The sequence below is a fragment of the Aliivibrio friggae genome (assembly GCF_057368515.1).
Window position 1 is genome coordinate 2,399,190 of record NZ_CM170648.1, and the last position, 14,473, is coordinate 2,413,662.

Here is a 14,473-nt window from a genome sequence, read left to right on the forward strand (position 1 = left end):
CCCAGCTAGTAATAGCTGGGCATTTTTAGTTTATACAAAGCAACTAGCCTCGAGTTGAGGTTGACTAGTAAACCGTGTCGATCTGAACGTCAGTTTCAACAATCCACTCATTATTTGCTTCAATTGCGATATCAACAGGCTGTGCTGCGTCTATATCGTAAAAAGATTGTCCTGCGATTTCCCAAGTATGGTTATCATGAACCCGTACTTCAAACTCTTCATCAGATAGCGGCCATGAATTATCACCTTGACGAAGAAGTACTTTATCAATAACCAACTCAGGAGCAATTACCTGTTCTGATGTTAACGCCAGAGAAAAATTAACTTTACTCTCATCTCTTTCTTCACCAATGGTAGGCATCTGGTCAACCCATACCGCTGAATTAAGCTGAATTTTAGCATCCATCACTTCAATTTTATTATCTTGCTTCCAATCAGCTTGTGGCTGAGATGTCATTTGACAACCTGATAATGCGACCATCATTACTGAGGCTAATAATACCTTTCTCATCATATCCCTTATTTATCTTGCTGCTCTAGCCAGCTTTTTAATATTTGAATATCATTTTCATATTCATTTTTGATTTCTTCAACCCAATCATCAATGTTTTCCCACCATGCAGGTAAATCTGGCGATTGTGCTTTTTGAGCGACTTGTTGAATATGCTTCAATCCAATAGAGCCCGCCGCGCCTTTCATTTTATGAGTTTCAAACACAATACCGTCTTGATCTCTTGCTGTCATGTTTGTATCTAGAATTTGAATGTATTCTTTCATGCTTTTTTCAAACATTTCAATACTAGCGTGGACAGGTTTAGTCCCTACAATATCAATGTATGACTCTAACATCTCTATATCTAATAAACGCTCAATCAGCTGTTCATTCTCTAATTGTTCCGCTGTTTTTACTGGTTGTTTTAATTTCTGTTGTACTATTTTCTTATCTGACATCGAGAATAACTCAAGCACTTCGGTTAATGCTTTCACACTAAGAGGTTTGCTTATCGCCTCATCCATGCCCTTTTCAAAGTATTCATCTTTCTCTTTTAATAAATTAGCCGTCAATGCTACTAATGGCGGTAACTCATCGAACTTCTCTCTCAATGCCTGAGCAACATCAAAACCTGTCATATCTGGCAATTGAATATCCAGTAAGGCTAGGTCGTATTTGGTTGGGTCAAATTGATTAAGAGCGTCTTCACCACACATGGCAACATCCACTGTATGCCCAAGACTTTCAAGCAATGAGCGAGCTACTGTCACATTCAACTCAATATCTTCCAACATAAAGATACGCAATGACTTAGCACTTTTCTTTTCTGGCATCGCTTCTTCTTCTTTTACAGAATCCACTAATGGCACATTAATCGTTACTGTAAATGTACTGCCAAAGCCTAGTTCACTGCTTACGGTAATATCTCCATCCATAAGGTTTATAAGCTCTTTAGATACAGCTAAGCCAATCCCTGTTCCGACGGCATGCAGATTGTCTTTGCCTTGTTTTACTTGATAGTACATTGCAAATACATTATCTAACTCTGATTCAGGGATCCCAATGCCAGTGTCTTCAATCTCAAAGGTTATTTCTGCACTGTCAGAATATATATCTGCGCCCACAGACATTACGACACTGCCTTCTTTAGTGAATTTAGTCGCATTACCAATTAAATTCCAAAGCACTTGGCGTAGGCGCGTACTATCAACACTAATATTTGCGGGTAAATCAGAGAGTCTTTCAAGATCAAAGCGCAATCCTTTCTGCTCAGCCATTAAGCCTGAAATATTTTCCATCTCAGTAACAAAGCTTATGAAATCAAGCGGCTTAGGTAGCAGTTCTAATTTACGACGATCAAATTTATCCATATCAATAATATCGTTAAAGATATTACCAAGGGTGATCGCACTGACATTAATGGTTCGCATATAGTTATGCTGTTCATCATCAAGACGGGTATCTAACAACATACGACTTAAACCAACAATGCCATTCAGTGGAGTGCGTAACTCATGGCTTATTGTAGAAATAAAGGTGGTTTTATCACGACTGGCTTTTTGTAATGCATCTTCATATTCTTTACGTTCGGTAATGTCTCGTCCAAAACCAACCAAACCAAGATGACGGCCTGACTTACTGTAGAACGGGATCTTACTTAGCTCAAAACACGCTTTACGACCATCAGGGTAATCTAACCACTGCTCATAAGTTAAGGCTTTGTCGTCTCTCAATACTTGTCTATCAGTATCAATAACTTTGGCAGCGACTTCTGCGTTATAGACGTCTTTTGGAGATAAACCGATCAACTCTTTTTCTGTTTTACCCGTAAGATCTTCCATCGCTTTATTACAGCCAGAAAAAAGACCAAGGTCATTTCGATAATAGATAATGTCTGGAGAGGTATCTAGGTAAGATCTAAGTAATGCGGTTTGTTCTGCTAATTCTAATTGCGCTTTTTCTCGTTGAAAGACTTCATTTTCAAGATCTTCCATCGCTTCTTTTCTGCCATCTTCTGCTTTTTCACGCTCTTCAATTTCTTGATTTAGCTTCTTTACGTTGCCTTGTAATTTTTTATTTAAATCTAAATCACGAGTGCGCATCTCTTCCATCTTACTGACTAATTTAGAAAGTCTTTGACGAGAGTCTTCTAAATGCTCAACGACGACGGATAAGAAAAAGACAGCCCATGGTGTAATTAATAACCCAAAGAACACTGAACGAACAATATCCAAATCATTAACTTCACCACTTAATACAAGCGTAACGCCAACTTGAACAATAACGGCCAATGCAACTAAAGCAATGGCAAGTAAGAGACTAAAACGAACGATGCCAAGTCTCACCATGAGATCGACATAAAATTGCGCGAGAATTTTTAACTGCTTCATAAACACACCCTGATAGTATTCAGCTAAATAATATCAGGGTTAGCTCTATTTGAGTTATTTTTTCAATACTGGGGCGGTATATTTGAAGGGTTGGTTAATCAAAGAGCCTTGTGCACCTTTGTTATTTAAAGCCATACCAACATTTGTTAAACCTAACCAACGCGGTTCGCACCATAATGGCGAAAGAAGGGTTGGTCTTCTTGCTGTCGCTGATACTCGGTGATACACAATCTCTGGAGGGGTTAATCGAATTAATTCACAAGCAACATCGACATAATCATCCATCTCTGGCGCTTCTATTTTTCCCGCTCGCCACGCTTTGGCCATAGTACTGCCTTCAACAATATGCAAAGGATGTAATTTAAGTCCATCCGTTCCTGTTTCAAGTACTTTAGCCAAGGTAGTGCGGTAGTCTTCCTCGGTATCGCCGGGTAAACCAATAATTAAGTGCGTACACACCTTAATCCCAAGCGCTCTTGCTTTACGAGTAATCGCATCATAACAAGCAAAGTCATGACCTCGATTAATACGTTTTAGGGTTTTATCATTGGCCGTTTGCAACCCAAGCTCTAGCCAAACTTCATAACCATCATCAACATAGCCCTTCAATAAGTCTAATACGGCATCAGGCACACAATCAGGACGAGTTCCAACGCATAGCCCTACAATATTTGCAGATTTAAGCGCTTCTTCGTACATGTTTTTAAGAACTTGAACTTCAGCAAAGGTATTCGTATAAGCCTGAAAATAAGCAAGGTACTTTTTAGCACGCTGCACTTCTCCTGCTCTATCTACCAACTGATCATGAATCGATTTGAACTGCTCTTGTTCATCAGAAAATGAAGCTACATTACAAAAGGTACACCCACCCTTTCCTATCGTTCCATCCCTGTTTGGACAACTGAATCCACCGTGAAGGGTCAGCTTATGTACTTTTTCACCATAACGGCGCTGTAAATCCTGTCCAAATGTATTTGCTAGTTCATGAAGTTGCATCGCGATAACCAATTAAGTAAATCAAACACTTAGTTCACAAATAAAAAGAAGTCTCAATTCTATTTGTGAAAGTTGCTAACTCGTTTGTAAAAAAAGACCGTAAATAATAGCGAAAACCGTCACTCGCAATTGTAATTTATATCAATAAAAGACGCATAAAGTGGCGGTTAAATGCGAAAAAAGCCGAATTATTATAAATACTTATTCATTTTGAGTAAAAAAAGTGAAAATTACGTGCAACTTTCGTTGGTATTTAATATGACAAAAATGTAGGATAGTTACATCGTAAAATAGTTTAATTTGCCATCAACATGAATGTTGTGGTGTTTCGATAGTGATATCTACCCTCAGACAACAAATACAACGGATAAAAATGTATTTGATAGATATCACAATGGATTGGGTTCGTTTGCACGTCATATTAAGTGATGCCAGCAAGCGCCAGAATGGATTCAAACTTGCTACCTCTTGAGACTAACTCACAGCAAGTTCGATTAAAATTTAGCAAAGGACTAGACAGAAACTTACGTAGAGAAGTTGTGTCTGCATAATACTGGAAGGATGTATCTATGGTAGATAGAGAGCAGAATACACAAGGCATGTATACTCCCGAGTTGGAGCATGATGCGTGTGGTATCGGTTTTGTCGCTCACCTCAAAAACCGTAAATCTCATGATGTGGTTACTCAAGCGCTTGATATGCTTGCTCGTATGGAACACCGTGGTGGTCAAGGCTGTGATCCATGCAGTGGTGACGGCGCGGGTATTCTTTTACAAAAGCCTCATGAGTTTTTATTAGAAGAAGCCGTAAAACTTGGTATTAAACTGCCATCTTTTGAGAAATACGGTGTTGGTGTTGTCTTATTCCCTAAAGATGAGCATAAACGTCAACAATGTAGAGATATTTTAGAGCGCAATGCTCAACGTCTTGATTTAGAAATCATTGGCTATCGCGTTCTTCCTGTCGATAATTCAATGCTAGGCGACGATCCACTAAGTACAGAGCCTCAATTTGAGCATGTATTTATTTCTGGTGGCCCATCAATTACCCCAGAAGAGCTTGAACGTAAATTGTATGTTCTACGTAACTACACCGTTCGAGTCTGTTTGGAAAGTATTTCTAATATTGGTGATGATTTCTACATCAACTCTCTATCGTACAAAACACTTGTTTATAAAGGCCAATTAACGACTGAGCAAGTTCCACAGTACTTCCTAGACTTACAAAATCCAACGATGGTGACGGCATTAGCGCTGGTTCACTCTCGTTTCTCTACGAATACTTTCCCTCGCTGGCGTCTAGCTCAACCATTCCGTTACATTGCCCATAATGGTGAGATCAACACAGTTCGTGGTAACTTGAACTGGATGAAAGCCCGTGAAGCGATTATAGAGTCTGATCTATTTAGCCAACAAGAAATGGATATGCTACTTCCGATTTGTCAGGAAGGCAGCTCAGATTCATCGAACTTTGATATGGCGCTAGAACTGCTTGTTCTGTCTGGCCGTAGCTTGCCACACGCATTAATGATGATGATCCCTGAAGCGTGGCAAGAAAATAAAAACATGGACCCTACCCGTCGCGCGTTCTATCAATACCACGCGAACGTAATGGAACCTTGGGATGGCCCTGCGTCTGTTTGTTTCACTGATGGTGTTCAAGTAGGTGCAACACTTGACCGTAATGGTCTGCGTCCTTCTCGTTATACCGTGACAAAAGATGACTTCCTTGTGATGGCATCTGAATCTGGTGTTGTAAAAATAGCACCAGAAAACATTGAATTCCGTGGTCGTCTACAGCCAGGTCGTATCTTTGTTGCTGACTTAGAACAAGGCCGCATTATTTCTGATGAAGAAGTAAAAGATGGTATTGCGAAATCACAACCTTATGAAAAATGGGTTGAAGAGAACCTTCTAAGCTTAAATAAACTGCCTGAAGCGACAAACCAATTCAGCCAGCCTTCTCCTGAGCGCCTACTCAATCGTCAACAAGCGTTTGGTGTTACCTCTGAAGAAGTGAATGAGATCATCCTACCATTAGCGAAAACGGCTTATGAGCCACTAACAGCAATGGGTGCCGATTGGCCACTAGCGATCCTTTCTCATCAATCTCAGCATTTATCTAACTATTTTAAGCAGTTGTTTGCCCAAGTAACTAACCCACCGATCGACCCGATCCGTGAGCGTATGGTTATGTCGCTAAACACCTACTTAGGTAAAGACCAAAACTTACTTGCTGAAACGCCTGAGCACTGTCAGAAAGTCGAACTTGAATCACCGGTTCTTTCTAACTCTGAACTAGAAAAACTGCGTGCTATTGATAACGAACATCTACAAGCAAAAACACTAGATATCGTTTTCCAAGCCAATGAAGATTCAGGAAAGCTTGAGCGTGCACTTAAACGTATCTGTCAGTATGCTGAAGATGCCGTCGTTGATGGTTACTCTATCATTCTACTAACAGACCGCGCTGTAAACTCAAACCACGCTGCTATCCCTGCAATGCTTGCGGTTGGTGCGGTTCATCATCACCTAATCCGTAAAGGGTTACGTGCTAAGTGTGACATCGTGATTGAAACGGGCGATGCTCGTGAAACTCATCACTTTGCAACCTTGGTTGGCTATGGCGCAAATGCGGTTAACCCATACCTAGTGATTGAAACTATTGTTGAACTTCAACGTGTTAAAAAGCTAGACCCGACGGTACATCCAAAAGTATTGTTTGATAACTACCGTAAAGGGGTTAATGGCGGCCTACTTAAGATTTTCTCTAAGATGGGCATTTCAACACTACAGTCATACCATGGCGCTCAAATCTTTGAAGCACTTGGTATCAGTAAATCAGTGGTTGATAAGTACTTCACAGGGACAGTTTCTCGTATCCAAGGTCTAACGATTGATGATATCGCAAAAGAAGTGTTAATCCGTCACCGTGTTGGCTATCCAACTCGTGAAATCCCAGTTCAAGTACTTGATGTGGGTGGCGTATATCAGTGGAAACAACGTGGTGAGAAGCACCTGTTTAACCCTGAGACAATTTCACTGCTTCAAGAGTCAACTCGTAATAAAGATTACGGGCAATTTAAGAAATACGCGAAGGCGGTTGATGATCAAGGTGATGATGCAGCAACATTACGTAGCCAATTAGATTTCATCAAAAATCCAGCAGGATCTATTCCTTTAGAAGAAGTAGAGCCAATTGAGAATATTCTAAAACGCTTTGCCACTGGTGCAATGTCGTTTGGTTCTATCTCACACGAAGCTCACTCAACACTTGCTGTTGCAATGAACCGTATCGGCGCTAAATCTAACTCAGGCGAAGGTGGTGAAGACCCGATTCGTTTTGAGAAAAAAGACAACGGTGACTGGGAACGTTCAGCAATCAAACAAGTGGCTTCTGGTCGTTTTGGTGTAACGTCTTACTACCTAACTAACGCTGATGAGCTACAAATTAAGATGGCTCAAGGTGCAAAACCTGGCGAAGGTGGTCAACTACCTGGTGATAAAGTCGATGATTGGATCGGTGCGACACGTCACTCAACTCCTGGAGTTGGTCTGATTTCACCACCGCCACACCATGATATTTATTCAATCGAAGATTTAGCACAACTTATTTACGATCTGAAAAACGCCAACCGTAAAGGTCGCGTTAACGTTAAGTTAGTATCTGAGGCGGGTGTTGGTACTATCGCCTCTGGTGTAGCCAAAGCAAAAGCAGACGTCGTTCTTATCGCTGGTTTTGATGGTGGTACGGGTGCATCGCCAATGTCATCTATCCGTCATACAGGCCTTCCGTGGGAACTTGGTCTAGCAGAAACACACCAAACACTACTGAAAAATGGGTTACGTAACCGTATCGTTGTTCAGTCTGATGGCCAAATGAAAACACCTCGAGATCTTGCAGTAGCAACGCTTCTTGGTGCTGAAGAATGGGGCGTAGCAACCGCAGCTCTGGTTGTTGAAGGTTGTATAATGATGCGTAAGTGTCATAAGAATACTTGCCCTGTTGGTATCGCAACACAAAATAAAACCTTGCGTGAGCGCTTTGACGGCCGCGTAGAAGACGTAGTTACGTTCTTCCAATACATGGCTGAAGGTCTACGAGAAGTGATGGCTGAACTTGGTTTCCGCTCTATCGATGAAATGGTTGGTCAATCTCATAAACTGAAAGTTCGTGATGATATCGGCCATTGGAAATACAAAAACTTAGATTTAACTCCAGTACTCCATGTTGAACAACCTCGTGCTGAAGATGGAATTTATAACCAAATTCAACAACAGCATAATCTTGAAGATGTTCTGGATCGCAAGCTTATCCAAGCTGCTATTCCTGCTCTAGAGAAAGGTGAAGCCGTTACTGCTGAGTTCGATATCCTAAATACCGACCGAAGTGTAGGTACTATGCTGTCGAATGAGATATCAAAAGTGTATAAAGACCAAGGCTTAGCACAACCGATGAACGTGAAGTTCAATGGCTCTGCTGGTCAAAGTTTAGGTGCATTCCTTGCAAAAGGCGTGAAGTTTGAAGTCGAGGGCGATGCGAATGACTATTGGGGTAAAGGTTTATCTGGCGGTACGCTAGTGCTTTATCCAAACGCAAAATCAACGATTGTCGCTGAAGATAACATTATTGTCGGTAATGTTTGTTTCTACGGCGCAACTTCTGGTGAGTCGTATATTCGTGGTATGGCTGGTGAGCGCTTCTGTGTACGTAACTCAGGTGCAAAAGTCGTTGTAGAAGGGGTTGGTGATCACGGTTGTGAATACATGACTGGTGGTGTTGCACTAATCCTTGGCTCTACAGGTCGTAACTTTGCGGCAGGTATGAGTGGTGGTGTTGCCTATGTTTGGGATAAGTCTGGTGATTTTGAATCGAAACTCAATTCTGAACTTGTTGACCTAGACCCTATTGAACAAGAAGATAAAGATCTTCTATTAGAAATGCTAACTAAGCATGTTGAATTCACAGGAAGTGAAGTTGCTCAGTCTTTCCTAGATAACTTTGAAGCAAACTTGGCCTCTCTGGCTAAAGTGATGCCGCGTGATTACAAAGCGGTTCTTCAAAAGCGTAAAGCTGAAGCACAACAGGCACAAACGGAAGAAGTGGAGGCAGTATAATGGGTAAGCCTACTGGATTTTTAGAACATGGTCGTGAGCTACCAAAGAAACTCGACCCAACAGTTCGAATTCAAGACAATAAAGAATTTGTATTGAATGATGAATTTGCTGACAAGATTGGTACACAAGCATCTCGTTGTATGGATTGTGGCGTGCCGTTTTGTCACAACGGTTGCCCTATTGGTAACATCATTCCTGAGTTTAATGATGCGGTATATCGTGATAGCTGGGAAGAAGCGTGGAAGATCTTAAGTTCAACCAATAACTTCCCAGAGTTCACAGGCCGAGTGTGTCCTGCTCCTTGTGAAAGTGCCTGTGTTCTTGGTATTAACCAAGACCCAATCACTATCTGTAATATCGAAAAAACGATTGTAGAAACCGCGTACCGTGAAGGGTACGCGCAGCCTAAAAAACCTCGTTCTCGTACAGGTAAAACAGTTGCTATTATCGGTTCAGGTCCTGCAGGTTTAGCCGCAGCAGAACAACTAAACAGTGCAGGCCACTCTGTAACTGTATACGAACGCGATGAAAAAGTCGGTGGTCTACTACGCTTTGGTATCCCTGACTTCAAGTTAGGCATGGACATCATTGATCGTAAAATCAACTTAATGGCTGATGCCGGTATCAAGTTTGAAGTTAATGCTCACATTGGTGTCGATATTAATGCACTGCAATTACGCCAAGACTTCGATGTCGTTCTACTCACTGGTGGCTCTACAGTACCAAGAGATCTACCTATTCCAGGACGTGAACTCAATGGCGTTCACTTTGCTATGGAATTCTTAGGTCAAAACAACCGTCGCGCTAATAACATGGATCTTAAAACTAAAGAGATCCATGCTAAAGGTAAGCATGTTGTTGTTATTGGTGGTGGAGATACGGGTTCTGACTGTGTAGGTACGTCGAATCGTCATGGCGCAGCAAGCATTACTCAGGTTGAGATCATGCCGATCCCACCAGAGAAACGCCCTGCAAATATGCCTTGGCCTCAATATCCAATGATCATGAAAACAACCACTTCTCACGAAGAAGGCTGTGAGCGTCATTGGAATATCTTAACCAAAGAGTTTATCTCTGATGATGCTGGTAATGTAACTGGTCTTCGTATTGCTGATATCGTTTGGCAAGACGCGAAACCAGGTGAACGTCCAGGATTTGATGAAGTCGCTGGTAGTGAGCGAGTGATCCCTTGTGATCAAGCATTCTTAGCGATGGGCTTCTTACACCCTGAACCTACAGGTGTATTAGCTCAACTAGATATTAAACTGGATGACCGTGGCAACGTAGCAACAGATGGCTATGCAACCAATCAAAAAGGTGTATTTGCTGCTGGTGATATGCGTACTGGTCAATCCCTGATTGTACGTTGTATTAATGAAGGCCGTGAATGTTCTAGAGAAGTAGATGCTTATCTTATGGGTAACTCGAATCTAGAAGCAAAAGCGGATTCGCTAATGCTATCTGCATCCTAGTTTTTGATATAGATTAATTCAGGTTTCCTTCCAAACCTTTGGCCAACATTTCGATGTTGGCCTTTTTTATTCTATACTAACAACGCCTATTCAAAATAATGAACTGACCTATGATAAAAATAATCTCCATATTTTCAATATTGCTAACACTTACCGCCTGCAGTAAAGGAATCGATAATATGCCTGATAAGTCAAAAATGATGTGTGCTGATAAACCTAACTGCATCTCGACATTAGAAACTAGAGCTGATTTCAACGCTGCCCCTTTCACACTTAATAACCCCGATACAAAAATAGAGACTATCGCTCAAATAGCAGAGCAGCTCAAAGGTGCAAAGATTGCAGTTATGAGCGAAAACTACGTCAGAATAGAATCGACAAGTACTGTCTTTCGCTTTGTTGATGATTTAGAGCTTAGAATAGAAGGGAGTAACCTTATTGTTCGTTCAGAGTCTCGTACAGGACACTCTGACTTTGGTGTAAATAAAAAGCGCGTTGAAAAATTAAGAACGATGCTACTAGAGCAAAACATAATTTCTCAATAAAAAGCTCTCCAATAGAAAGTCTAACCAACTGAACTACCACTTCACAGTGTCTATTCCGCATCATTTTACTTTTAGATAGACGTAAAAAAGCCCTAATCTTTCGATTAGGGCTTTTTCAAATAGTGGCGGAGTGGACGGGACTCGAACCCGCGACCCCCGGCGTGACAGGCCGGTATTCTAACCAACTGAACTACCACTCCGCAGTGTCTATTCAGCATAATGCTATTACTTAAATAAAACATATTATGTTTTATTCTGTTTTTATCTTTAAAAAGATAAAAACTAATTTAAAGCCTGGCGATGTCCTACTCTCACATGGGGAAACCCCACACTACCATCGGCGCTATTACGTTTCACTTCTGAGTTCGGCATGGGATCAGGTGGGTCCATAACGCTATGGTCGCCAAGCAAATTCTTTCTATCTACCTCAATAAGAGATAAATAATAATCAGGAAAGCTGGTATGTGTTCTTAATCACATTCAATACGTTTCTTGCAATTTCAAATCCGTTCAAAACCCCTTGGGTGTTGTATGGTTAAGCCTCACGGGCAATTAGTACAGGTTAGCTCAATGCCTCACAGCACTTACACACCCTGCCTATCAACGTCGTAGTCTTCAACAACCCTTTAGGATACTTAAAGTATCAGGGATGACTCATCTCAAGGCTCGCTTCACGCTTAGATGCTTTCAGCGTTTATCGATCCCGAACTTAGCTACCGGGCAATGCTACTGGCGTAACAACCCGAACACCAGAGGTTCGTCCACTCCGGTCCTCTCGTACTAGGAGCAGCCCCTTTCAATCATCCAACGCCCACGGCAGATAGGGACCGAACTGTCTCACGACGTTCTAAACCCAGCTCGCGTACCACTTTAAATGGCGAACAGCCATACCCTTGGGACCGACTTCAGCCCCAGGATGTGATGAGCCGACATCGAGGTGCCAAACACCGCCGTCGATATGAACTCTTGGGCGGTATCAGCCTGTTATCCCCGGAGTACCTTTTATCCGTTGAGCGATGGCCCTTCCATTCAGAACCACCGGATCACTATGACCTGCTTTCGCACCTGCTCGAATTGTCATTCTCGCAGTCAAGCGGGCTTATGCCATTGCACTAACCACACGATGTCCAACCGTGTTTAGCCCACCTTCGTGCTCCTCCGTTACTCTTTGGGAGGAGACCGCCCCAGTCAAACTACCCACCAGGCACTGTCCGCAATCCCGATAAGGGACCAACGTTAGAACATCAAGCATACAAGGGTGGTATTTCAAGATTGCCTCCACCAATACTAGCGTACTGGTTTCAAAGGCTCCCACCTATCCTACACATGTAGGGTCAATGTTCAGTGCCAAGCTGTAGTAAAGGTTCACGGGGTCTTTCCGTCTAGCCGCGGGTACACTGCATCTTCACAGCGATTTCAATTTCACTGAGTCTCGGGTGGAGACAGCGTGGCCATCATTACGCCATTCGTGCAGGTCGGAACTTACCCGACAAGGAATTTCGCTACCTTAGGACCGTTATAGTTACGGCCGCCGTTTACTTGGGCTTCGATCAAGAGCTTCGACCGAAGTCTAACCCCATCAATTAACCTTCAAGCACCGGGCAGGCGTCACACCGTATACGTCATCTTACGATTTAGCACAGTGCTATGTTTTTAATAAACAGTTGCAGCCACCTGGTATCTGCGACTCCCGGCAGCTTAGAGAGCAAGTCTCATCACCGCTAGGAGCGTACCTTCTCCCGAAGTTACGGTACCATTTTGCCTAGTTCCTTCACCCGAGTTCTCTCAAGCGCCTTAGTATTCTCTACTCGACCACCTGTGTCGGTTTGGGGTACGATTCCTTATAATCTGAAGCTTAGAGGCTTTTCCTGGAAGTATGGCATCAATAGCTTCACATCCGTAGATGCTCGACATCGTGTCTCAGCCTAACAAGAGTCCGGATTTACCTAAACTCTTAGCCTACGCACTTGAACTTGGACGACCGTCGCCAAGCCTACCTAGCCTTCTCCGTCCCCCCATCGCAATTATAAGAAGTACGGGAATATTAACCCGTTTCCCATCGACTACGCTTTTCAGCCTCGCCTTAGGGGTCGACTTACCCTGCCCCGATTAACGTTGGACAGGAACCCTTGGTCTTCCGGCGAGGGGGTTTTTCACCCCCTTTATCGTTACTCATGTCAGCATTCGCACTTCTGATACCTCCAGCAGCCCTTACAGACCACCTTCAACGGCTTACAGAACGCTCCCCTACCCAGCACAATAAATTGTACTGCCGCAGCTTCGGTGTATAGCTTAGCCCCGTTACATCTTCCGCGCAGGCCGACTCGACCAGTGAGCTATTACGCTTTCTTTAAATGATGGCTGCTTCTAAGCCAACATCCTGGCTGTCTGAGCCTTCCCACATCGTTTCCCACTTAGCTATAACTTTGGGACCTTAGCTGGCGGTCTGGGTTGTTTCCCTCTCCACGACGGACGTTAGCACCCGCCGTGTGTCTCCCGGATAGTACTTACTGGTATTCGGAGTTTGCAAAGGGTTGGTAAGTCGGGATGACCCCCTAGCCTTAACAGTGCTCTACCCCCAGTAGTATTCGTCCGAGGCTCTACCTAAATAGATTTCGGGGAGAACCAGCTATCTCCAAGTTTGATTGGCCTTTCACCCCTAGCCACAAGTCATCCGCTAATTTTTCAACATTAGTCGGTTCGGTCCTCCAGTTGATGTTACTCAACCTTCAACCTGCCCATGGCTAGATCACTTGGTTTCGGGTCTATATCCAGAGACTGAACGCCCAGTTAAGACTCGGTTTCCCTACGGCTCCCCTAAACGGTTAACCTTGCCACTGAATATAAGTCGCTGACCCATTATACAAAAGGTACGCAGTCACATAACAAGTATGCTCCTACTGCTTGTACGTACACGGTTTCAGGTTCTATTTCACTCCCCTCACAGGGGTTCTTTTCGCCTTTCCCTCACGGTACTGGTTCACTATCGGTCAGTCAGTAGTATTTAGCCTTGGAGGATGGTCCCCCCATATTCAGACAGGATATCACGTGTCCCGCCTTACTCGTTTTCACTGATGATGAGATGTCGGTTACAGGACTATCACCTTGTATCGCGGCACTTTCCAGAGCCTTCACCTGTCTCATTAAAAGCTTAAGGGCTAACCCAATTTCGCTCGCCGCTACTTTCGGGATCTCGGTTGATTTCTCTTCCTCGGGGTACTTAGATGTTTCAGTTCTCCCGGTTTGCCTCGCTGCGCTATGTATTCACGCAGCGATACTAGCTTATGCTAGTGGGTTTCCCCATTCAGAAATCGTAGACTCAAATGGTTTTTACTACCTAATCTACGCTTATCGCAAGTTAATACGTCTTTCATCGCCTCTGACTGCCAAGGCATCCACCGTGTACGCTTAGTCACTTAACCATACAACCCCAAGAGGTTTCGTATGGACCGTTTGCTTT

The 14,473-nt window shown here is 43.1% G+C and carries 6 protein-coding genes, 1 tRNA gene and 2 rRNA genes; 3 read left to right on the forward strand and 6 right to left on the reverse strand.

Going from position 1 to position 14,473, the window contains the following annotated elements; genetic code table 11:
* Positions 1-64 precede the first annotated feature (64 nt).
* From AC2INI_RS11170 to mnmL, 3 genes are read right to left on the reverse strand one after another with little or no spacing between them, the layout of a single operon-like run.
* On the reverse strand, positions 65-514 hold the full coding sequence (locus tag AC2INI_RS11170) for a membrane lipoprotein lipid attachment site-containing protein (protein WP_486304849.1): 450 nt from the start codon (positions 512-514) through the stop codon (positions 65-67).
* Positions 515-519: 5 nt separating this feature from the next.
* Positions 520-2,883 (reverse strand): aerobic respiration two-component sensor histidine kinase ArcB, encoded by a 2,364-nt coding sequence (gene arcB / locus AC2INI_RS11175; RefSeq protein ID WP_486304850.1) that lies wholly within the window; start codon positions 2,881-2,883, stop codon positions 520-522.
* Positions 2,884-2,937: 54 nt separating this feature from the next.
* Positions 2,938-3,879, reverse strand: a complete 942-nt coding sequence (gene mnmL / locus AC2INI_RS11180) for a tRNA modification radical SAM protein MnmL/YtqA (RefSeq protein WP_122036242.1) — start codon at positions 3,877-3,879, stop codon at positions 2,938-2,940.
* Positions 3,880-4,448: 569 nt separating this feature from the next.
* Between mnmL and gltB the strand changes: the two genes are divergently transcribed.
* From gltB to AC2INI_RS11195, 3 genes are all read left to right on the forward strand, one after another.
* The gene (gene gltB, locus AC2INI_RS11185; protein WP_486304851.1) at positions 4,449-8,996 is read left to right on the forward strand and encodes a glutamate synthase large subunit; all 4,548 of its coding nucleotides are present in this window, start codon (positions 4,449-4,451) and stop codon (positions 8,994-8,996) included.
* A complete protein-coding gene (locus tag AC2INI_RS11190) occupies positions 8,996-10,468 on the forward strand; it encodes a glutamate synthase subunit beta (protein WP_045102844.1) in 1,473 nt (490 codons plus the stop codon). Before gltB ends, AC2INI_RS11190 begins: the two co-directional genes overlap by 1 nt.
* Before the next feature lie 113 nt (positions 10,469-10,581).
* A complete protein-coding gene (locus AC2INI_RS11195; RefSeq protein WP_174213463.1) occupies positions 10,582-11,013 on the forward strand; it encodes a DUF1499 domain-containing protein in 432 nt (143 codons plus the stop codon).
* Positions 11,014-11,136: 123 nt separating this feature from the next.
* Here the strand turns inward: AC2INI_RS11195 and AC2INI_RS11200 are convergent.
* From AC2INI_RS11200 to AC2INI_RS11210, 3 genes are all read right to left on the reverse strand, one after another.
* A tRNA-Asp gene (locus AC2INI_RS11200) sits at positions 11,137-11,213 on the reverse strand.
* A 92-nt stretch (positions 11,214-11,305) separates the two neighbouring features.
* Positions 11,306-11,421 (reverse strand): 5S ribosomal RNA (gene rrf / locus AC2INI_RS11205).
* Between the two features lie 123 nt (positions 11,422-11,544).
* Positions 11,545-14,435 (reverse strand): 23S ribosomal RNA (locus AC2INI_RS11210).
* Positions 14,436-14,473: the final 38 nt, after the last annotated feature.

Coding starts and splice junctions, on each gene's coding strand:
- AC2INI_RS11170 (WP_486304849.1), bottom strand. CDS start 514: ATGATGAGAAAGGTATTATTAGCCTCAGTAATGATGGTCGCATTATCA.
- arcB (WP_486304850.1), bottom strand. CDS start 2,883: ATGAAGCAGTTAAAAATTCTCGCGCAATTTTATGTCGATCTCATGGTG.
- mnmL (WP_122036242.1), bottom strand. CDS start 3,879: ATGCAACTTCATGAACTAGCAAATACATTTGGACAGGATTTACAGCGC.
- gltB (WP_486304851.1), top strand. CDS start 4,449: ATGGTAGATAGAGAGCAGAATACACAAGGCATGTATACTCCCGAGTTG.
- AC2INI_RS11190 (WP_045102844.1), top strand. CDS start 8,996: ATGGGTAAGCCTACTGGATTTTTAGAACATGGTCGTGAGCTACCAAAG.